Origin of the sequence: Anoxybacillus sp. CHMUD (assembly GCF_013096965.1) — a bacterium.
Classification (GTDB): Bacteria; Bacillota; Bacilli; order Bacillales; family Anoxybacillaceae; genus Anoxybacillus; species Anoxybacillus kestanbolensis_A.
This window is the reverse complement of the sequence record NZ_SDLG01000005.1, coordinates 65707-87126: the sequence shown is the minus strand read 5'-3', so window position 1 is coordinate 87126 and position 21420 is coordinate 65707. Positions and strand designations below refer to the sequence as shown.

Sequence of the window (21420 nt, the reverse complement as noted above, 5' to 3'; positions counted from 1 at the left end):
TGTTCTTCCTAGTTTTTATTTTTTGTTATAATAATTGAAGTCAAGATTTCGGACGTTGGAGGAAAGGTCATGGCTTATACACCAATGATTCAGCAATATTTAGCAATTAAATCACAATATAAAGATGCCTTTTTATTTTTTCGTCTCGGTGATTTTTATGAGATGTTTTTTGAAGATGCGATTAAAGCATCACAAGAGCTAGAAATTACGCTTACTAGTCGTGACGGGGGCGGAGAAGAACGCGTGCCAATGTGCGGTGTACCTTATCATTCAGCCGCGATGTATATTGAACGTTTGATTGAGAAAGGATATAAAGTTGCGATTTGTGAACAAGTTGAAGACCCGAAAACTGCCAAAGGGGTTGTGCGACGCGAAGTCGTTCAACTCATTACCCCTGGAACAGTTATGGAAGGGAAGCAACTGGAAGACAAAGCAAATAACTATTTAGCTTCATTGACATCATTTGAGGATGGTACGTATGGATTTGCATATGCAGATTTAACGACTGGAGAAAGTCGTATGACGATGCTCCATGCATTTGAAGATGTGCTCAATGAAATTTATTCTATTGGCGCGAAAGAAATAGTCGTTCCAACAGCGTATCAAGAAAAATGGGAATTATTGCGAGAAAGATATGCTCTTACCATTTCGTATGAAGATGAAACAACCATTCCGCTTGATTGTACATCTATTGTTTCACATTTGAAACAAGAAAAATTACTCGTGACGTTTGGGAGATTATTAAATTATTTAGTAAAAACACAGAAGCGACATTTAGATCATTTACAGCCGGTCGAGCTGTACGAAGTCGATGCACATATGAAAATCGACATGTACTCTAAACGTAATTTAGAGTTGACGGAAACGATTCGGAGTAAAGGAAAAACAGGTTCTCTTTTTTGGCTTCTGGACGAAACGATGACTGCGATGGGTGGACGTCTACTTAAGCAATGGATTGATCGTCCGTTATTAGATCGTGAAAAAATTGAACAGCGATGGCATTTTGTTGAACAACTGTTGATCCATTATTTCGAGCGTCAAGAATTACGCGAATATCTTCGCAGTGTATATGATTTGGAGCGATTAGCTGGGCGTGTGGCGTTTGGAAATGTGAACGCGCGTGATTTAATTCAATTGAAAAAGTCGTTAAAACAAGTACCTTTCATTTCCTCACTTCTTATGCAAATTCAAGATGATCACGTTCAATCATTTGCAAAACATTTAGATGCATGTGAAGAACTTGTTCAATTGTTGGAAGAAGCAATTGAGGAAAACCCACCGCTTTCCGTGAGAGAGGGTGGCATCATTAAAGATGGTTATAACGAAACGTTAGATCGCTTCCGGGATGCTAGTCGTAATGGAAAGACATGGATTGCGCAATTGGAAGCAAAAGAGAGAGAAGTAACAGGAATTAAATCATTAAAGATTGGTTACAATCGCGTATTTGGATACTATATCGAAGTAACAAAAGCGAATCTACATTTATTGCCAGAGGGTCGATATGAACGTAAACAAACGTTAGCGAATGCTGAACGTTTTGTGACGAAAGAACTAAAAGAAAAAGAGGCACTAATTTTGGAAGCAGAAGAAAAAAGCATGGAACTTGAATACGAACTGTTTGTTTCTATACGTGAACAAGTGAAACAATATATTGTTCGTTTACAAAAATTAGCGAAATACATGAGCCAATTAGATGTTTTACAATGTTTTGCTACGGTTAGTGAAAAATATAATTATTGTAAACCGCAGTTTTCTTATGATCGCCGTCTTGTCGTTCGACAAGGACGACACCCCGTTGTAGAGAAAGTGTTAGGAGCAAATGTTTATGTTCCAAACGATTGTTATATGGATGCTGAACGAGAAATGTTGCTTATTACAGGTCCGAATATGTCTGGAAAAAGCACATATATGCGTCAAATCGCATTAACGGCGATCATGGCACAAATTGGTTGTTTTGTCCCGGCGGAGGAAGCGGTATTACCGATCTTTGATCAAGTATTTACGCGCATTGGAGCGGCTGACGATTTAGTTGCCGGGCAAAGTACGTTTATGGTAGAAATGCTTGAGGCGCGTCATGCAATCGTTCACGCAACACAAAACAGCCTCATCTTGTTTGATGAAATTGGTCGCGGAACATCCACATACGATGGGATGGCGCTTGCACAAGCGATGATTGAATATATTCATGATCGTATCGGCGCTAAAACGCTATTTAGTACCCACTATCATGAATTAACAGCACTTGAACAACAATTGCCGCGTTTAAAAAATGTGCATGTGAGTGCAGTTGAAGAAAATGGTAACGTTATCTTTTTGCATCAAATTAAAGAAGGTCCGGCGGATAAAAGTTACGGCATTCATGTCGCGCAATTAGCGAAGCTGCCGTTAGACTTAATTCAGCGGGCGGAGCAAATTTTGCGGGAATTTGAGACAAATGCAACACCGATCGTTAAAGAAAATAGAAAGCAGTTTGAGCAGTTAAGCATGTTTGAAGAACAACACGACGAAGGGCGCTCAAGTGCATCGAAAAAAGAAAAAGAAGTGATCAAGCGTATCCAATCTCTTAATTTGCTTGATATGACACCGTTAGAAGCAATGAATAAATTATACGAAATTCAAAAATTATTAAAGTGAAAGGAGGGAAAACGTGGGGAAAATTCGTAAGCTTGATGATGCGTTAGCGAATAAAATTGCGGCAGGGGAAGTTGTGGAGCGCCCGGCTTCTGTCGTGAAAGAACTTATTGAAAATGCGATTGATGCTCATAGCACGATTATTGAAGTGGAATTAGAAGAAGCGGGATTAGCGAAAATTCGTGTTGTTGACAATGGAGATGGTTTTGAGGAGGAAGATTGTTTTTTAGCGTTTGAACGACATGCAACAAGCAAAATTAAAGATGAGGCAGATTTGTTTCGCATTCGTACGCTCGGCTTTCGAGGAGAGGCGTTGCCTAGCATTGCTTCCGTTTCACATTTAGAATTGAAGACGAGTACCGGTGAAGGACCAGGGACGTGGCTCGTTTTAAAAGGCGGAGAACTTGTGCAGCATGGTCGGACAAGCAGTCGAAAAGGAACAGATATTACCGTTTCTCATTTATTTTTCAATACGCCAGCGCGTCTAAAATATATGAAAACCATTCATACGGAACTTGGTCATGTTGTTGATGTGATAAATCGTCTAGCGCTTGCACATCCGCATATTTCATTTCGGTTAACACATAACGGAAAACAACTGTTTTATACGAACGGAAATGGGGATGTAAGGCAAGTATTGGCAGCGATTTACGGATTGGATGTCGCCAAAAAAATGATTGCGATTCATGCGGAGACGCTCGATTTTACAATTGACGGTTACGTTGCTTTACCTGAGGTGACGCGTGCGTCTCGGAATTATATGACGACGATCGTAAATGGACGGTATATTAAAAACTATTCGTTATATAAAGCGATTGAAGAAGGATATCATACGCTTCTCCCAATTGGACGGCATCCGATTACCTTTTTAAATATTATGATGGATCCGCTTCTTATAGATGTGAATGTTCATCCAGCAAAATTGGAAGTGCGTTTTAGTAAAGAAGCCGAGTTAAACGAGCTTGTTCAACAAACGATTCGCCAATCATTTCAAAAAAAGACGTTAATTCCTGAGGTAACGGCACCGCGAGTAGAAAAAACGAAAGCAGAACAACAAACGTTTTCGTTTGAACATATCGTGAAAGAATCAAATACGATGTCACCACGTGTAACGGAGATATATCGTGATCAAGAAAAGAAAACAGAAGAGCGAATCGTGTTGGAGAAAAGTGACGAACGTGTTCGTGATCAAGATGTCAAGCCGCTTGATGTAGAATCCGTTGTTCCAAGCGAACATGTAACAGGAGAGATGGATCAAGAACGCATTCCGCCATTATATCCGATTGGCCAAATGCACGGGACGTATATCTTAGCTCAAAATGAAAACGGGCTATATATTATTGATCAACATGCTGCCCAAGAACGAATTAAATACGAATACTTTCGTGAAAAACTAGCAACCGTTACAAATGAATTACAGCCGTTGCTTATCCCATTGACGCTTACTTATTCATCAAGTGAGTATGTACTTATTGAAAGTTACCGTGATCAATTAGCTGCTTGTGGTGTGTTTTTAGAGCCGTTTGGTCATAACAGTTTTATTGTTCGTTCTCATCCCCAATGGTTTCCGAAAGGGGAAGAAGTAGCAATTATCGAGGAAATGATCAAGCAAGTATTAGAGATGAAAAAAGTGGATATGAAGCAACTAAGGGAAAAAGCTGCCATCATGATGAGTTGCAAACAGTCGATTAAAGCGAATCAATTTTTGCGTAACGATGAAATATTTGCGTTGCTCGAATCGTTGCGAAAAACGAGCGATCCGTTTACATGTCCGCACGGTCGCCCAATTATTATTCATTTTTCTACGTATGAATTAGAAAAAATGTTTAAACGCGTCATGTGAAAATGGATGTTTTTTCACATTTTTTCAAAATGAAATGATAAAATGCATATTGTTTGTCTATAATAGATGAATGTGAATTAGAATGGAAAGTAGTGGTATTTTATGGGAGAGAAAGTCGTTGTGTTAATCGGTCCAACGGCTGTAGGGAAAACGAAAATGAGTATACAATTGGCGAAACGCTTAAACGGGGAAATTATTAATGGCGATTCGATGCAAGTATATAAAGGATTGGATATTGGAACAGCTAAAATTCGTCAAGAAGAAACGGAAGGTATTCCACATCATTTATTAGATATAAAGGAGCCGCATGAATCTTTTTCTGTGGCAGAGTTTCAGACGCTTGCCCGTTCACTTATTAAAGATATAACGAAACGAGGAAAACTTCCGATCATCGTTGGTGGTACAGGGCTATATATCCAATCTGTTATTTACGATTATCAATTTTCAGACGCCCCTTCTAACGACTTGTATCGCCAGTCACTTGAACGTTGTTCACCTGATGAGTTGTATGAACAACTGAAACAAATTGATCCCTTAAGTGCAGAACGCATTCATCCGAATAACGTTCGTCGTGTCATTCGTGCGTTAGAAATTTATCATTGTACAGGAAAAACAATGACAGAATGGCTGAAAGAGCAAAAACGTCAGCTGGTATATAACGTAGCACTTATTGGATTGACAATGGAACGAGAGAAGCTATATGCACGTATTAATCAACGAGTAGATCAAATGATTGATCAAGGGTTGATTGAAGAAGTGAAACGATTATATAAACAAGGTTTACGTGACTGTCAAGCAATTCAGGCAATCGGCTATAAAGAGTTATATGCGTATTTTGACGGGATGCTTACGCTGAAAGAGGCAATCGAACAATTGAAACAAAACTCTCGTCGCTACGCAAAGCGTCAGTTCACATGGTTCCGAAATCAAATGCCTGTTCAATGGTTTGACATGACCGATGATACAATATTTGAAAGACGAGTGAGTGAAATTTTGCATTACATAGAAGGAAAGTTTCACTTTCAGTCGAATATGTAAACGTAATGTAGAGAGAAAAAGAGGAGGACGAAGCAATGAAAAACACGATAAACATTCAAGATCAGTTTTTAAACCAATTGCGGAAGGAAGAAACAACGGTTACTGTATTTTTGCTAAATGGATTTCAATTGCGTGGGTTAGTGAAAGGATTTGACAATTTCACAGTATTGTTAGAAGTGGATGGAAAACAACAATTAATTTATAAACATGCCATTTCCACATTTGCACCACAAAAAAACGTAAAAATTGAGATTGAGTAAGATATATCGCTCACCTATATCGGTGGGCGATTTTTTCGTTAGGCATTTGTCACGAAATGGGCGATGGTAGCGTATATTGATAAAAGAAGCAACGATGAAGGAGAGGTGACGTTGCCTTGTCAGAGTTGACGATGAAGCAAACAAAAAGTCAAATTAATATCGTGCTTAATGCGAAAAACGTTAATTATTTACCGAAAGAAGAAACACCGAATCGCATTGATTATCATCAACATGCAGTATTGAAAGAGATTCAGAAGGAACTAGATGAGTTAGTTGGACTAAGTGAAGTGAAAAAATTAATTAAAGAAATTTACGCATGGTTATACATTAATAAAGCACGTCAAGCAAATGGATTAAAGGGAAATAAACAGTCTCTTCACATGATTTTTAAAGGGAATCCCGGGACTGGGAAAACGACAGTTGCTCGTATTCTTGGTAAGTTATTTTTAGAAATGAATGTGTTATCTAAAGGACATTTTATTGAAGCAGAACGTGCGGATTTAGTTGGCGAATATATCGGTCATACCGCCAATAAAACACGTGACTTAATTAAGAAAGCACGTGGAGGTATTTTATTTATTGACGAAGCATACTCCCTTGCGCGTGGAGGGGAGAAAGATTTTGGAAAAGAAGCGATTGATACGTTAGTAAAAGGAATTGAAGATTTTTCTGATGACTTAGTCGTTATTTTAGCAGGATATCCAGCCGAAATGGACTATTTTTTATCTTTAAATCCAGGATTGCCGTCACGCTTTCCGTTAATACTTGAATTTCCTGACTATACAGCAGAGGAACTTGTACAAATTGCAAAACAAATGCTTCATACAAGAGAATACGAGCTTACTAATGAAGCAGAACGAAAGCTACGTGAACATATTGAGCAACTATTAGCCGACGGATATCAAAGAAAATTTAGCAACGGCCGTTACATTCGAAATTTGATTGAAAAAGCAATTCGAAAACAAGCGGTACGTCTGTTGCACGAAGGGCGTTACGATAAAAAAGAATTAATGATTATACGTGAACGTGACCTAGTTGTTGAATGAATAGGAAAGGGAGCCTTTCCTATTTTTTTATGTGAGTAAAGAAGGGTTTCTTTTTTATTTGTAGAATATAATCTGAAAATAAAAAATATTATTTATATCGATATAAAAATATAAGGGAGGGATTGTTTTGTATTTAACGATTGGTGAAGTGTTCACACAGACGGTAAGAAAGTTCCCGAAAAAAGAAGCGCTCGTTGATGTTCGTACAGACCTTCGCTACACGTACGAACAATGGGCAAAAGAAGTGGACAAACTTGCAAACGCTTTCTTAAAAGCGGGTGTGCGAAAAGGAGACCGTGTATCGACTGTGCTATTTAATACGGCAGAACTGGCGACTGCTTTTTTTGCGTGCGCCAAAATCGGCGCTGTCTTCAATCCGATTAATTTTCGTTTGCGACCAAAAGAAATCGCTTACATTTTAGCGGATGCTACCCCAAAAATCGTGCTATTTGAACAAGCAGTCGAACCACAAATCACAGCCATTCATCACGAATTTCCACACATTTCTTTTTGGATCATTGACGGACAGGTGCCAGCGTACGCTGCTTCTTATCACGAACAAATCCAATGCGCAAGCAACGAACTTCCAGCCATCGACGTTTCCGAAAATGATTTGTATGCGATTATGTATACAAGCGGAACGACAGGGCGGCCAAAAGGAGTGATGCATCGCCACCGCGATATGATCGAACAAAGTTTAATTTGCAATTCGGTCATGCGCATTCGCGAAACAGAGCGAGGGCTTGTCACCGCACCAATGTTCCATTGCGCAGAATTGCATTGTTGCTTCCTTCCACGCGTCCATGCTGGCGCAACAAACGTAATTGTTCATCATTTCGACCCGAAACAAGTATTAACGGTCATCGAACAAGAACAAATTACCGTCTTATTTGCCGCACCGACGATGTGGAATATGCTCTTGCAAGAAAAATTATCCGATTATGATTTATCGTCGCTTCGCATCGGTCTATACGGAGCCGCTCCGATGGCGCCAGTGCTTGTGAAAGAATGCAAAGAGCGGTTAGGCATTGATTTAATCCAAGCGTACGGCATGACGGAAATGGGACCAGCTGTGACGTTCTTGTACGAAGATGAGCAGTTAACGAAAGCTGGATCTGCTGGGCGTGCGTGCTTAAACCATGAAATTCGCATCGTCAAACCGCGCGAAGACGGTCCATCCGACCCAGACGACATCTTGCCACCGGGACAAGTTGGCGAAATTATCGTTAAAGGTCCATGCATGATGGTTGGCTACTACAACCGTGAAGATGCGACCGAAAAAGCGATGTATAAAGGCTGGTATCATTCTGGCGATTTAGGCTATATGGATGAAGACGGTTATTTATACGTGGCCGACCGCGTCGATGACATGATTATTAGCGGCGGCGAAAATGTCTATCCGCGCGAAGTAGAAGACGTGCTTTACGAACATGAGGGCGTGCTTGATGTCGCAGTGCTTGGCGAGCCAGATGCGCTATGGGGAGAAAAAGTCGTTGCTTTCGTCGTCAAAAAAGATCTACAGCTTACCGCCGAACAATTAGAGGAGTTTTGTAAACAAAGCGACAAGCTCGCTCCGTACAAACGACCGCGCGCGTACTATTTTGTCGAGGCACTGCCACGCAATGCGAGCGGAAAAATTCAAAAGTTTTTATTGCGTGAACAAATGAAAAAAATGGCGCAATCATAAGGTGGGGACAACATGGCAACATATTTGCATGAAGAACATCACATTTTTCGGGAGGCGTTCCGAAAGTTTTTGCAAAAAGAAGCGTACCCGTTTTATGCGGAATGGGAAAAACAAGGAATCATTCCACGGGAGTTTTGGCGGAAAATGGGGGAGAACGGATTTCTTTGTCCGTGGGTAGATGAAGCGTACGGTGGATTTGGTGCCGATTTCGGCTATTCAGTCGTTATCAATGAAGAGTTAGAAAAAGTAGGGTCTAGCCTTGTCGGCATCGGCTTGCATAACGATATCGTCGTTCCGTATATCGCCTCGTACGGCACAGAAGAACAAAAGAAGAAATGGCTACCGAGGTGTGTATCTGGAGAACTCATCACCGCCATTGCGATGACCGAACCAGGCGCAGGTTCTGATTTAGCAGGTATCCAAACAACGGCGGTGAAACAAGGTGACCATTATATCGTCAACGGGCAAAAAACGTTCATTACAAATGGCATTCATGCGGATTTAGTCCTCGTCGTTTGCAAAACGAACCCGAGTGCGAACCCGCCGCATAAAGGAATTAGTTTGCTTGTGGTAGAGCGAGAAACACCGGGGTTTACACGCGGTCGGAAGCTCGAAAAAGTCGGATTGCATGCCCAAGATACAGCGGAGTTATTTTTTAGCGACGCGAAAGTTCCGGTGGAAAACTTACTTGGAGAAGAAGGAAAAGGATTTTACTATTTAATGGAAAAATTGCAACAAGAGCGGCTCATTGTTGCGATTGCTGCACAAACAGCAGCAGAAGTGATGTTTGACTTAACGAAGCGGTATGTGAAAGAACGTACGGCGTTTGGGAAAACGATTAGCCAATTTCAAACCGTCCAATTTCGGCTTGCGGAAATGGCGACGGAAATTGCGTTAGGGCGCGCGTTTCTTGATGATGTCATCGAACAGCATATCGCAGGCAAAGACGTCGTAGCAAACGTATCGATGGCGAAATGGTGGATGACAGAAATGGCAAAGCGTGTTGCTTCGGAAGGGATGCAGCTTCATGGCGGCTATGGCTATATGGAAGAATACGAGATTGCCAGACGTTACCGCGATATTCCGGTGAGCGCCATTTATGCCGGAACGAATGAAGTGATGAAAATGATCATTGCGAAACATCTTGGGCTTTAGGGGGGATTTTGTTGCTTGCTGGAATAAAAGTGATTGATTTTTCCCATTATCTCCCCGGTCCGTTTGCGAGTCTTCGCTTAGCGGATTTAGGGGCGGAAGTAATCAAAATCGAGCCGAAAACAGGCGATCGAATGCGGGAGTTAGCCGATGATTACCTTTTTGACGCGAACAATAAAAATAAAAAAAGCATCGCGCTCGATTTGAAGGACGAGCAAGATGTTCAAATCGCGCAACAGCTTATCCGCGAAGCAGACGTCGTTATCGAAAGTTTCCGCCCCGGTGTCATGAAAAAGTTTGGGCTTGGCTATGAAGATGTATCCGCCCTCAACCGATCGATCGTATATTGTTCGATTAGTGGCTACGGTCAACATAGCCGGTATGCGTCGTTTGGGAGTCATGACTTAAATTATATGGCGCTGACCGGTGTCTTAGCACAACTCAAAGACGACAACGGCCGTCCGATTCACCCGACGATCACGCTTGCCGATCTCATTACGAGCATGCATGTCGTCGAACAAGTTGCCGCTGCTTTGTATGCCCGGGAGCGGACGGGAGAAGGGCGTTATATAGACGTTGCCCTTGTCGACGGCTTACTTTCAATGATGACAAACCATTTTGTAGTAGAACACTATACGGGGCAAAAAAACGGGATTCCTGTATTAGCTGGAACGGTTGTGTCGTATCATTTGTACGAAACGAAAGACGGGCGCTATATGGCGCTTGCCGCGCTGGAAGCACACTTTTGGCGCAATTTTTGTGGCGCAGTCGAAAAGCCAGAATGGTATGAAGGACATTTATCGGCAGCTTGTGACGACAATCCTCTCTTTCTAGAAATAAAGCAGTTGTTTCGCACAAAAACGTTCCAACAATGGATTGCGTTTGCCGAGCAAGTCGATTGTTGCTTAACGCCGGTATTCGAAACGAATGAAGCGAAAACGTGGTTTGCAAATAACGCGTACCGAAAAATGATTCATATCGACAATGACCAAATTGAAGTGGCGACTCGTTATGACGAACATTTTTTTACAAAACGTACAAAAGCACCAAAGCTAAACGAACATGGAGGAGTGCATGCATATGATGAACGTTCCATTAAATATTGCGACAATGCTTGAACGGGCAGAAATGTTTTTTCCGAAAAAACAAGTCATTTCGCGGATGAAGAACGGGCTTGTCCGCCACACGTATCAAGAAATTGGCGAACGGACGAGAAAGCTTGCGAGCGCATTACGAACACTTGGCGTCCATACAGGAGACCGCGTCGGTACGTTTGCATGGAACCATCATCGCCATTTAGAAGCGTATTTTGCCATTCCAGGCATCGGGGCGGTGTTGCATACGATTAACATTCGCCTGTCGCCGCAACATATCGCCTATATTATTAATCACGCCAACGACCGTGTGCTATTGATTGACGACGATTTACTGCCGCTCATTGAACGGGTGAAAGACGAAATAAATGTCGAAGCGTTTATCATTATGACCGATGACCCCACGCTTCCCGAGACGACGCTGTCGCCTGTTTATCATTATGAGGAATTGTTACAACAAGCCGAGCCGATTTCGTTTGTCAAAGATATCGATGAGCATCATCCTGCTGGGATGTGCTATACGTCCGCGACAACTGGAAATCCAAAGGGCGTGTTATACTCCCATCGCGGCATCGTTCTCCATAGCATGGCGTTAGGTCTTGCTGATAGTGCGGCGCTGTCGGAATCGGATGTGGCGCTGCCAGTCGTGCCGATGTTTCATGCGAATGCGTGGGGCTTGCCGTTTGCATCGGTTTGGTTTGGGACGACGCTCGTTATGCCGGGGGCGGCATTTACACCGAAAATATTGGCAGAACTAATGGAACAAGAAAAAGTGACGCTTGCCGCTGGTGTGCCGACCGTTTGGCTTGGCTTATTGAATGAGTTGGAAAAAGGCACGTACGATTTACGCAGTGTGACGCGCATTTTATGCGGTGGTTCAGCAGCTCCAAAAGGAATGATTCGAGCCTTTGAAGAAAAATACGGCATCCCGTTCGTGCACGCCTACGGCATGACGGAAACGAGTCCGCTTGTCGTTTTATCGCGTCTAAAAAGCTACCAGCAGCACGTATCGAACGAAGAAAAATTGGATATTCGCGCAAAGCAAGGATTTCTTGTCCCTGGGGTAGAAATGAAAGTGATTGGCAAAGACGGCGAAGTAGCGTGGAACGGAACAGAAATGGGCGAACTATGCTTGCGCGGTCCGTGGATTGCCGACGAATACTACAACGATGAGCGAAGCAAAGACGCATTTCGCGATGGTTGGCTATATACAGGTGATGTCGTCACTGTCGATGAGGAAGGGTTTATTAAAATCGTCGATCGGACGAAAGATGTCATTAAAAGCGGTGGGGAGTGGATTTCGTCTGTCGATTTAGAAAATGCCTTGATGGCGCACGAAGCGGTGTTTGAAGCTGCCGTTGTGGCGGTGCCACACCCGCAATGGCAAGAGCGACCGATCGCTTGCGTGGTAGTGAAAGAAGGAAAACATGTGACAAAAGAGGAACTATACGACTTTTTACGTCCGCAATTTGCGAAATGGTGGCTGCCGGATGAGATTATTTTTATGAACGAAATTCCGAAAACAAGTGTCGGAAAATTTTTAAAAATGAAATTACGCGAACAATTGCACGATTATTTCACGAATGTTCAATAGGGGGAGTAGCGATGCAAACAATTGCAGTCATCGGTGCTGGCTTAATGGGAAGCGGCATTGCCCAGTCGCTAGCGATGGGCGGAAAAACGGTTTATTTATACGATATTTCCGAAGCAGCGCTTGAAAAAGGAATGCAGTCGATTCAAAAAAGCCTTGCTCGCTTTGTAAAGGCTGGTAAACTACAAGAACAAGAAGCAACGGCTATTCTTGCCCGCATCCAAACCGAAACGAATTTGCAAGAAGCAGTAAAAGAAGCGGACGTTGTCATCGAAGCGGTGCCAGAACATTTGTCGCTCAAAAAACAAGTATTTGAACAGCTTGACCGCTATGCGAAACAAGAAGCAATTTTGGCGACAAATACGTCAGAATTAAGCGTCACGGCGATTGCTGCAGCGACTAAACGTCCGAGCCAAATCGTCGGCATGCATTGGTTTAACCCAGCGCCAGTCATGAAGCTCATTGAGACCGTCAAAGGCGTGGCAACATCCGAACAAACGATCGAAGTGATTCAACAACTGTCCGAAGAAATCGGCAAAGAAACAGTCGTTGTCAAAGATATGCAAGGATTTGTGACAACAAGAGCGCTTGCGGCGCATATGATTGAATGCATTCGCATGTACGAAGAAGGAGTTGCTTCCGCCGAGCATATCGACAAAGCGATTCGCCTCGGGCTGAATTACCCGATGGGACCATTAGAACTTGCCGATTTAGTCGGATTAGATACGATGTTGTTTGTGAGTGAAAATATGACAGAAGCGTATGGCGACCGATTCCGTCCACCACAAACGCTTCGCAAACTTGTCGAAGCGGGGCATCTCGGTCGAAAAACAGGCAAAGGATTTTACACATACGAATGAAAGAAGGGAAAGATATGCGCGAAGTCGTGATTGTCGAAGCGGTACGCACTCCTGTTGGCAAGCGAAACGGGGTGTTCCGTGACAAACATCCTGTTCACTTAGCAGCTGTGGTGCTCGATGAAGTCGTGAGACGAGCGGGGATTGAAAAACAGCTGATCGAAGATATCGTGATGGGATGCGTAACGCCGATTGGCGAACAAGGCTACAATATCGGGAGGCTAGCAGCATTAGAGGCAGGCTTTCCGGTGGAAGTACCGGCGGTGCAAATCAACCGGATGTGCGGGTCGGGACAGCAAGCGATTCATTTCGCTGCGCAAGAAATTAAATCAGGTGATATGAATATTACGATTGCGGCTGGCGTCGAAAGCATGACGAAAGTGCCGATTTTAAGCGACGGAAACGAGCGAACGATTCCAGCATCGCTTCATGAAAAATACGAGTTTGTGCACCAAGGCGTTTCTGCGGAACTAATTGCCGAAAAATACGGATTGACAAGAGAACAGTTGGACGAATATGCATATGAAAGTCACCAACGGGCGCTTCGGGCACAAGCGGAAGGTCGTTTCACCGAAGAAATCATACCCATCCACGGGCTTGATAAAGATGGAAACGACATCATCGTAACAGCCGACGAAGGACCGCGCCAAGATACATCGCTTGAAGCGTTGGCGACATTGAAGCCGGTCTTTAAACCAAACGGAAAAATTACGGCTGGAAACGCAAGTCAAATGAGCGACGGTGCTGCGGCGACGCTACTGATGGAGCGCGAAACAGCGCTTCGCCTCGGCTTGAAGCCGAAAGCAAAAATCGTCGCGCAAACGGTCGTTGGCTCCGACCCGACATATATGCTTGACGGTGTCATTCCAGCGACGAAAAAAGTGTTGCAAAAAGCAAACCTCACCATTGATGATATTGACCTTGTCGAAATTAACGAAGCGTTTGCGCCTGTCGTCCTCGCTTGGCAAAAAGAAATCGGTGCTCCCCTTTCGAAAGTGAACGTTAACGGTGGTGCTATCGCTTTAGGCCATCCGCTCGGCGCAACGGGCGTGAAACTGATGACATCGCTCGTTCACGAACTCGAACGACGAAAGGGGCGCTACGGCTTATTAACGATTTGCATCGGGCACGGCATGTCCACTGCGACCATCATCGAACGGTGGGAAGAATAAAAAGAAACCGGATGTTTCCATCGAGACATCCGATTTCAGTTTCCTGCCTTCAACGATTTATTTGGCAATTTCCAGTTATATGTATACGATAAAATGCGCAATGTTGCAACAATAACAAACAATACATACAAACTAATTGAAGAATGTGCGATTCCGGTTCCGACTGCAATGCCAGCGACAATGGCCCACACAGCATAAATTTCATCCCGTAATACGAGCGGTTTTCTTCCGGCCAATACATCGCGGATCATTCCCCCACCGCTCCCGGTCAATACAGCAGCGACGATGACTGCACTCAACGGACGATTCATTTGAACAGCATATAGCGCTCCTTGAATAGCGAACGCTGAAAGACCGAGGGCATCAAAAAAATTCCCCCACCGCTGCCAATGTGGTAGCATTTTTTGCGGAAACAAATAGACAATCGTCATCGCAATAAACGCAATCAAAAAAAGAGTTTGTTGCTGCCAAAGGATCGATACAGGTACACCAATTAATACGTTGCGTACAGCACCGCCGCCGAATGCGGTTACAATTCCGAGAATATACACTCCTAAAACATCGTATTCTTCTTCCATAGCAACAATGGCTCCGCTAATCGCAAAGGCAATGGTGCCAATCATACTTAATACTTCCCAAGTCATCGTCGCATTCCTTTCTGTCGTGTAACATCACGTTAAAATTTTATGTGTAAAATATAAAAAAATCAATGCTCATTTTTCAGTCATAGCACTTTTACATAAGATTTGTTATGATGAGAACAGACGTTCAACAGGAAAGAGGGAAAATATGCAAAAAGAAAGAGTGATTATTGTTGGGTGTCAGTTGCCACATGTTGATGATGAACGGTTTTCGTATTCGATGGAAGAGCTTTCCTCGCTCGTTCATACGGCAAATGGTGAGGTAGTCATAAGTCTCACACAAAGACGGGACACGATCCATCCGGCTACATATATTGGTAAAGGAAAAGTGGAAGAGCTTGTTCGACTTATTGAACAGTTTGAACCAGATGTTGTTATTTTTAATGATGAATTGTCACCAAGCCAAAACCGCAACTTAACGAAGGTATTAAACGTGCGTGTCATTGATCGGACGCAGCTTATTTTAGACATTTTCGCAAGCCGAGCCCGTTCAAAAGAAGGGAAATTGCAAGTTGAGCTTGCTCAGTTACAATACATCTTGCCTCGGTTAAGCGGGCAAGGTGTAGAACTCTCTCGTTTAGGTGGTGGAATTGGAACGAGGGGACCGGGGGAAACGAAACTAGAAACGGATCGTCGTCATATTCGCCGTCGCATCGATGAAATTAAAGCGCAGCTAAAAGCGGTCGTCGAACATCGTGAACGGTATCGTGAGCGACGGAAAAAAAATGCTGTGTTTCAAATTGCGCTCGTCGGCTATACAAACGCTGGAAAATCCACGCTTTTTAACCGCCTAACGAACGCAGATGCGTTGGAAGAAAATTTATTGTTCGCTACGTTGGATCCGCTCACTAGAAAACTTGTGCTGCCAAGCGGCTACACCGCGCTGTTGACGGACACGGTCGGCTTTATTCAAGACTTGCCGACAACGCTTGTTGCAGCGTTTCGTTCGACGTTAGAAGAAGTGAAAGAAGCTGATTTGATTTTACATATTGTCGATTCGTCCAATCCGAACTATATTCAACATGAACAAACTGTTTACCGCTTGCTTGAGGAGTTGGAGGCGACATCTATTCCAATTGCTACCGTGTATAATAAACGCGACATCGTCCTTCCGAGCTTCGTGCCAAGCCCGAAAACGGACTATTTGTTAGTGAGTGCCTTTCATGAACAAGACGTCCAAACCTTGCGCCATTTTATTGAACAAAAAATGATAGAGGCGATGGAACATTATAATGTAGCGATTCCGTCGTTTGCAGGAAAATTGCTTGCACAACTAAAAGCAGAAACGATTGTGCAACACATGTATTTCAATGAACAAAGTGGTATGTACGAGTGTAGCGGCTATTTATTGCCAGAACATCCACTTTTAGCACAACTAAGAACATATCAAAAATAGAAAGGGTTGTTTTATGTTTCAACATTTAACTCATGGAGAAAAAATTGAAGCGCTCGTCAAAGAAATTGAAGCACAAATTGCGCCAGTTCATCGGGCAATTGACGAGCGGATCGACTATAACCAATATCGTGTTTTGCAGAGTTTTCGTCACCATCAAGTGAGCGATGCTCATTTTATTCCATCAACGGGATATGGTTATGATGACATCGGACGTGATACGCTTGAAAAAGTGTATGCGGACGTATTCGGTGGGGAAGCGGCGCTCGTTCGTCCGCAAATCATTTCCGGTACGCACGCCATTACGATTGCCTTATTTGGCATTTTGCGCCCCGGCGATGAGCTTTTATACATCACTGGCAAACCGTACGATACACTCGAAGAAATTGTCGGCATTCGTGGCAAAGGTATCGGCTCGTTAAAAGAGTTTCATATCGGCTATCAAAGTGTACCGCTCACTCCAGAAGGAAAAGTTGACTTCGTAGCGGTCAAACAGGCGATCAACGAACGGACAAAGATGATTGGTATTCAACGCTCGAAAGGGTACGATCCTCGACCATCGTTCACTATCGCCGAAATAAAAGAGATGATTGATTTTGTCAAAGCAATCAAACAAGACGTTATTGTGTTTGTTGATAACTGTTACGGAGAATTTGTGGAAAACCAAGAGCCGTGCCATGTTGGTGCCGATTTAATGGCGGGTTCACTTATTAAAAATCCAGGTGGCGGATTAGCAAAAACGGGAGGATATCTCGTTGGTAAACGCGAATGTATCGAGATGTGTGCGTACCGCATGACATCTCCGGGAATCGGGGGAGAGGCAGGCGCCTCTTTATATAGTTTGCAAGAAATGTATCAAGGTTTTTTCTTAGCTCCGCATGTTGTTGGACAAGCGTTAAAAGGGGCGGTTTTCACATCAGCGATGCTCGAACGGATTGGAATGAATACGTATCCAACGTGGGATGCAGTACGTACAGATTTAATTCAATCGGTGCAATTTGATGATGCAGAACAAATGATTGCATTTTGTCAGGCGATTCAATTTGCATCACCAGTCAATGCCCATTTCACCCCATACCCGAACTATATGCCAGGCTATGAGGATGACGTCATTATGGCGGCAGGGACATTTGTACAAGGTGCAAGCATTGAGCTATCCGCCGATGGCCCGATTCGGCCTCCATATGTTGCATACGTCCAAGGGGGACTAACGTACTCACATGTCAAAATCGCTGTTTGCATGGCAATTGATCAGTTGCTTGAGAAACAGTTAATTCGATTATAAAATTTTCAGAAAAAAATATGTGATAAAATGTAACGTGTCATTGACATATAAACTAACATATAATAAAATAAAAATACGTATTACGTAAGGAGGGGTCGACATGAATAGTCACATTCGTCGCTCCATGCCGTTATTTCCTATCGGTATCGTTATGCAGTTAACAGACTTATCAGCGCGACAAATTCGCTATTATGAAGAACACGGTCTTATTTCACCTGCACGGACAGAAGGTAATCGGCGGTTGTTCTCGTTTAATGACGTGGATCGGTTGCTTGAAATTAAAGATCTAATCGAGCAAGGGGTTAATTTGGCGGGAATTAAACAAATTTTTGCTTCACGTCAGCAACAACACGCTGAAGCAACGCCACCTGTTGCGCCGAAAGTCATGAAGCAAGATTTGTCGGAAGCGGAGTTGCGCAAACTTTTGCGTGCCGAGCTGATGCAAGCAGGTCGCTTTAATCGCGCTTCACTTCGTCAAGGCGATATCGCTCGTTTTTTTCATTAAAGAATTTATGTTTTTAACATAAATGATCTTTTCATTTTTGGGGGAGGAATATGTATGACTAAGTACACAAAAGAAGACATTTTTCGTATTGTAAAGGAAGAGAATGTAAAGTATATTCGCTTGCAATTTACTGACATTCTCGGCACGATTAAAAACGTAGAAATTCCAGTGAGCCAGCTACAAAAAGCGCTCGATAATAAGATGATGTTTGATGGATCATCGATCGAGGGATTTGTTCGCATCGAAGAATCAGATATGTACTTGTACCCAGATTTAGATACATTCGTTATTTTCCCATGGACAGCTGAAAAAGGGAAAGTGGCACGTTTTATTTGTGATATTTATAATCCGGATGGTACACCGTTTGAGGGGTGTCCGCGTTACAACTTAAAACGTGTACTAAAAGAAATGGAGGAGCTCGGATTTACAGAGTTCAACCTAGGGCCAGAGCCAGAGTTCTTCTTGTTTAAGTTAGATGAAAAAGGAGAGCCTACATTAGAGTTAAACGATAATGGCGGTTACTTTGACTTAGCACCAACCGATTTAGGAGAAAACTGCCGACGGGATATTGTATTAGAATTAGAAGAGATGGGATTCGAAATTGAAGCGTCTCACCATGAAGTTGCGCCAGGGCAACATGAAATTGACTTCAAGTATGCAAATGCGGTAAAAGCGTGTGATGACATTCAAACATTTAAGCTTGTGGTCAAGACTGTTGCACGTAAACACGGTTTGCACGCGACATTTATGCCAAAACCACTTTTTGGTGTAAACGGATCTGGTATGCATTGTAACTTATCGCTCTTTAAAAATGGTGAAAATGCTTTCTTTGATCCAAATGGTCAATTACAACTGAGCGAAACAGCATTACAGTTCATCGCAGGTGTGTTAAAACACGCGCCAAACTTTACAGCGGTAACGAACCCAACAGTAAACTCATATAAACGTCTCGTTCCAGGATATGAGGCACCTTGTTACGTTGCATGGTCGGCACGTAATCGTAGCCCACTTATTCGTATCCCAGCGTCACGTGGCATGAGCACACGAATTGAAGTGCGTAGTGTAGATCCTGCAGCTAATCCATATTTGGCCATGGCTGTATTGTTGGCAGCCGGACTAGATGGAATTAAAAACAAATTGACGCCACCTGCGCCAGTCGATCGCAACATTTATGTGATGACAAAAGAGGAGCGTTTAGAGGAAGGTATTGTTGACTTACCTGCAACATTAGCAGAAGCGCTCCAAAACTTAAAATCGGATGAAGTAATTGTTAATGCGCTCGGTAAACATTTATTCGAACACTTTGTCGAAGCGAAAGAAATTGAATGGGATATGTTCCGCACGGCTGTGCATCCGTGGGAACGTGAACAATATATGAGCCTTTACTAAAAAAGCTAACGGTTTTTCCGTTAGCTTTTTTCCGTTTCTTTTTCTTAATGAATAGTTCGATATACACCGATGACTTTCCCTAAAATTGTAGCGTTTTGGACAATGATCGGCTCCATTGAAGAGTTCTCAGGCTGCAAACGGATATGATCTTTTTCTTTAAAAAACCGTTTTACTGTCGCTTCATGATCTTCCGTCATCGCTACAACGATATCCCCGTTATTTGCTGTTTGTTGTTGACGGACGATTACGTAGTCTCCGTCTAAAATACCGGCTTCAATCATGCTTTCTCCGACAATTTGCAACATAAATACTTGATCATCTGGTGAGACGAACCGTTCTGGGAGGGGGAAGTATTCTTCAATATTTTCAATTGCAGTAATTGGTTGTCCGGCTGTGACTTTTCCAACGATTGGGACATTGATGACATTTGTTCTCGGGATGGATTCATGTTCGTCCAAAATCTCAATGGCGCGAGGTTTTGTTGGATCACGTCTAATGAACCCTTTGCTTTCTAAACGAGCTAAATGTCCGTGAACGGTAGAACTTGAAGCTAAACCAACTGCCTCGCCAATTTCCCTTACTGATGGTGGATACCCTTTCGTGCGCACTTCTTGTTTAATAAAGTCCAAAATTTGTTGTTGTCGTTTTGATAATTTCGCCATCTTTATACACCTCTTCCTTTTCAATCTTTGCCCACATTATAACATATATTCGTACATGGATACAAACATAAGTTCGAAAAAAAGGTTGACACGAACAAAAGTTCTCGTTATGATAAATACAAACAAACGTTCTGTATTAAGGGGGTAGATGATATGGGAAAAATACATTACGTGATGATGATCTTATTTAGTGCATTGTTCGTGTGGGCGTTTTTACATGTAACACAATCTGTTGATAAAGAAAAGTATGTTGAAATTACTGTGTCAGCTGGTGATACATTATGGGAACTAGCGGATAAGTATAAACATGAACATCGATTGTCCCGTCAACAATTTATTGAATGGGTGATGGAAGTCAATCGACGTTCAGACGACCGATTAATTGTTGGTGAAAAAATCGTGATCCCTGTGTTAAAATCAAATGGCGAGAACCAGCTTGTCGCTAACAAACAATAGTCAGTAGAAAGGGATGGCGAATGAACGCAATTATTTATTGTCGTGTAAGTACGACGAAGCAAGCGCAAGAAACATCTTTACAAAGACAAAGAGAGGAACTTAAACAACTTGCAACGGAATATGGCATGAATGTTGTCAAAATCATTGAAGAGCAAGCAAGCGGTTATGATATCGAGCGCGCAGGAATTATGGAGCTGCTCGATGCAATCAAACAACATCATATTGACGTCGTTCTTGTTCAAGATGAAACAAGACTTGGACGAGGAAATGCAAAAATTGCGCTTCTTCGTTGTTTACAAAAAGAAGGTATTCGCGTCTATACAGTAAGCCATCGCGGGGAGCTTCAGTTATCGGAGGCTGACTCAATGGTTTTAGAAATCATTAGCATTGTAGAGGAGTATCAAAGAAAAATACATAACTTAAAAATTAAACGTGGGATGCAAAGAGCTGTCCAAAACGGATATCGTCCAGAAAACAATTTGCGCAACATTGGTGAACACGCTGGACGCGATCGGAAAGATGTGCCGATTGAAGATATTGTTCGTTTACGCCAAAATGGCTTAACGTTTACAGAAATTGCGGCTACGCTTCGTTCATTTGGTTATGATGTATCTAAAGCGACTGTTCATCGGCGATACAAAGAACACGAACAACTTGTCAACAAAGAAAAGTTTTTGTATGATGATACGAGCAAAAAAATCAATACAAAGGAATGAGG

General features: G+C 42.8%; 19 protein-coding genes. 17 read left to right on the top strand and 2 right to left on the bottom strand.

What is annotated here, in order from left to right; genetic code table 11:
- Positions 1–69 precede the first annotated feature (69 nt).
- From mutS to ETB99_RS05025, 11 genes are all read left to right on the top strand, one after another.
- Complete coding sequence (mutS, locus tag ETB99_RS05075; protein WP_077428327.1) at positions 70–2634, top strand: DNA mismatch repair protein MutS; 2565 nt, start codon at positions 70–72, stop codon at positions 2632–2634.
- A gap of 13 nt (positions 2635–2647) precedes the next feature.
- Positions 2648–4474 carry a DNA mismatch repair endonuclease MutL gene (gene mutL / locus ETB99_RS05070; protein WP_077428328.1) on the top strand — a complete coding sequence of 609 codons (1827 nt, stop codon included), beginning with the start codon at positions 2648–2650 and terminating at the stop codon, positions 4472–4474.
- 102 nt (positions 4475–4576) lie between these two features.
- Positions 4577–5512, top strand: coding sequence for a tRNA (adenosine(37)-N6)-dimethylallyltransferase MiaA (gene miaA, locus ETB99_RS05065; RefSeq protein ID WP_006318277.1), 936 nt, complete (start codon positions 4577–4579; stop codon positions 5510–5512).
- Positions 5513–5547: 35 nt separating this feature from the next.
- Positions 5548–5772: an RNA chaperone Hfq gene (hfq, locus tag ETB99_RS05060; protein ID WP_004890637.1), complete on the top strand. Its 225-nt coding sequence runs from the start codon at positions 5548–5550 to the stop codon at positions 5770–5772.
- A 116-nt stretch (positions 5773–5888) separates the two neighbouring features.
- On the top strand, positions 5889–6818 hold the full coding sequence (spoVK, locus tag ETB99_RS05055) for a stage V sporulation protein K (protein ID WP_129000226.1): 930 nt from the start codon (positions 5889–5891) through the stop codon (positions 6816–6818).
- A 127-nt stretch (positions 6819–6945) separates the two neighbouring features.
- Positions 6946–8505 carry a fatty acid--CoA ligase gene (locus ETB99_RS05050; protein WP_171700069.1) on the top strand — a complete coding sequence of 520 codons (1560 nt, stop codon included), beginning with the start codon at positions 6946–6948 and terminating at the stop codon, positions 8503–8505.
- A gap of 12 nt (positions 8506–8517) precedes the next feature.
- Positions 8518–9660, top strand: coding sequence for an acyl-CoA dehydrogenase family protein (locus ETB99_RS05045; protein WP_077428330.1), 1143 nt, complete (start codon positions 8518–8520; stop codon positions 9658–9660).
- An 11-nt stretch (positions 9661–9671) separates the two neighbouring features.
- Entirely contained in the window at positions 9672–10775 is a 1104-nt protein-coding gene (locus ETB99_RS05040) for a CaiB/BaiF CoA transferase family protein (RefSeq protein WP_171700068.1), read from the top strand.
- On the top strand, positions 10738–12345 hold the full coding sequence (locus ETB99_RS05035) for a long-chain fatty acid--CoA ligase (protein ID WP_171700067.1): 1608 nt from the start codon (positions 10738–10740) through the stop codon (positions 12343–12345). The genes ETB99_RS05040 and ETB99_RS05035 overlap by 38 nt, the downstream gene beginning before the upstream one ends.
- A gap of 11 nt (positions 12346–12356) precedes the next feature.
- On the top strand, positions 12357–13202 hold the full coding sequence (locus ETB99_RS05030) for a 3-hydroxyacyl-CoA dehydrogenase family protein (protein WP_171700066.1): 846 nt from the start codon (positions 12357–12359) through the stop codon (positions 13200–13202).
- A gap of 14 nt (positions 13203–13216) precedes the next feature.
- On the top strand, positions 13217–14371 hold the full coding sequence (locus ETB99_RS05025) for a thiolase family protein (RefSeq protein ID WP_077428924.1): 1155 nt from the start codon (positions 13217–13219) through the stop codon (positions 14369–14371).
- 35 nt (positions 14372–14406) lie between these two features.
- Here the strand turns inward: ETB99_RS05025 and ETB99_RS05020 are convergent, their stop codons facing one another.
- Positions 14407–15015: a trimeric intracellular cation channel family protein gene (locus tag ETB99_RS05020; protein WP_004890631.1), complete on the bottom strand. Its 609-nt coding sequence runs from the start codon at positions 15013–15015 to the stop codon at positions 14407–14409.
- A gap of 145 nt (positions 15016–15160) precedes the next feature.
- On the opposite strand from ETB99_RS05020, the gene hflX reads away from it, so the two are divergent.
- From hflX to glnA, 4 genes are all read left to right on the top strand, one after another.
- Positions 15161–16408 carry a GTPase HflX gene (hflX, locus tag ETB99_RS05015; protein ID WP_171700065.1) on the top strand — a complete coding sequence of 416 codons (1248 nt, stop codon included), beginning with the start codon at positions 15161–15163 and terminating at the stop codon, positions 16406–16408.
- Positions 16409–16421: 13 nt separating this feature from the next.
- Positions 16422–17690, top strand: a complete 1269-nt coding sequence (locus ETB99_RS05010) for a methionine gamma-lyase family protein (RefSeq protein WP_171700063.1) — start codon at positions 16422–16424, stop codon at positions 17688–17690.
- A 100-nt stretch (positions 17691–17790) separates the two neighbouring features.
- Positions 17791–18195 carry a MerR family transcriptional regulator gene (locus ETB99_RS05005; protein ID WP_077428335.1) on the top strand — a complete coding sequence of 135 codons (405 nt, stop codon included), beginning with the start codon at positions 17791–17793 and terminating at the stop codon, positions 18193–18195.
- 54 nt (positions 18196–18249) lie between these two features.
- Positions 18250–19584 (top strand): type I glutamate--ammonia ligase, encoded by a 1335-nt coding sequence (gene glnA, locus ETB99_RS05000; protein ID WP_171700062.1) that lies wholly within the window; start codon positions 18250–18252, stop codon positions 19582–19584.
- Between the two features lie 44 nt (positions 19585–19628).
- Here glnA and lexA read toward each other — a convergent pair whose 3' ends face one another.
- Positions 19629–20246, bottom strand: coding sequence for a transcriptional repressor LexA (gene lexA / locus ETB99_RS04995; RefSeq protein WP_171700061.1), 618 nt, complete (start codon positions 20244–20246; stop codon positions 19629–19631).
- A 153-nt stretch (positions 20247–20399) separates the two neighbouring features.
- On the opposite strand from lexA, the gene yneA reads away from it, so the two are divergent.
- Both yneA and ETB99_RS04985 read left to right on the top strand, forming a co-directional pair.
- Positions 20400–20702 (top strand): cell division suppressor protein YneA, encoded by a 303-nt coding sequence (yneA, locus tag ETB99_RS04990; protein WP_171700060.1) that lies wholly within the window; start codon positions 20400–20402, stop codon positions 20700–20702.
- A 20-nt stretch (positions 20703–20722) separates the two neighbouring features.
- Positions 20723–21418 (top strand): YneB family resolvase-like protein, encoded by a 696-nt coding sequence (locus tag ETB99_RS04985; RefSeq protein ID WP_171700059.1) that lies wholly within the window; start codon positions 20723–20725, stop codon positions 21416–21418.
- The last annotated feature ends 2 nt before the right edge of the window (positions 21419–21420 follow it).

Excerpts from the sequence above, each read along its gene's own strand:
- yneA (WP_171700060.1), top strand. The coding sequence starts at position 20,400 with ATGGGAAAAATACATTACGTGATGATGATCTTATTTAGTGCATTGTTC.
- hfq (WP_004890637.1), top strand. The coding sequence starts at position 5,548 with ATGAAAAACACGATAAACATTCAAGATCAGTTTTTAAACCAATTGCGG.
- ETB99_RS05010 (WP_171700063.1), top strand. The coding sequence starts at position 16,422 with ATGTTTCAACATTTAACTCATGGAGAAAAAATTGAAGCGCTCGTCAAA.
- ETB99_RS05030 (WP_171700066.1), top strand. The coding sequence starts at position 12,357 with ATGCAAACAATTGCAGTCATCGGTGCTGGCTTAATGGGAAGCGGCATT.
- ETB99_RS05045 (WP_077428330.1), top strand. The coding sequence starts at position 8,518 with ATGGCAACATATTTGCATGAAGAACATCACATTTTTCGGGAGGCGTTC.
- ETB99_RS05005 (WP_077428335.1), top strand. The coding sequence starts at position 17,791 with ATGAATAGTCACATTCGTCGCTCCATGCCGTTATTTCCTATCGGTATC.
- lexA (WP_171700061.1), bottom strand. The coding sequence starts at position 20,246 with ATGGCGAAATTATCAAAACGACAACAACAAATTTTGGACTTTATTAAA.
- ETB99_RS05035 (WP_171700067.1), top strand. The coding sequence starts at position 10,738 with ATGATGAACGTTCCATTAAATATTGCGACAATGCTTGAACGGGCAGAA.
- glnA (WP_171700062.1), top strand. The coding sequence starts at position 18,250 with ATGACTAAGTACACAAAAGAAGACATTTTTCGTATTGTAAAGGAAGAG.
- ETB99_RS05020 (WP_004890631.1), bottom strand. The coding sequence starts at position 15,015 with ATGACTTGGGAAGTATTAAGTATGATTGGCACCATTGCCTTTGCGATT.
- hflX (WP_171700065.1), top strand. The coding sequence starts at position 15,161 with ATGCAAAAAGAAAGAGTGATTATTGTTGGGTGTCAGTTGCCACATGTT.
- ETB99_RS05025 (WP_077428924.1), top strand. The coding sequence starts at position 13,217 with ATGCGCGAAGTCGTGATTGTCGAAGCGGTACGCACTCCTGTTGGCAAG.
- ETB99_RS04985 (WP_171700059.1), top strand. The coding sequence starts at position 20,723 with ATGAACGCAATTATTTATTGTCGTGTAAGTACGACGAAGCAAGCGCAA.
- mutS (WP_077428327.1), top strand. The coding sequence starts at position 70 with ATGGCTTATACACCAATGATTCAGCAATATTTAGCAATTAAATCACAA.
- miaA (WP_006318277.1), top strand. The coding sequence starts at position 4,577 with ATGGGAGAGAAAGTCGTTGTGTTAATCGGTCCAACGGCTGTAGGGAAA.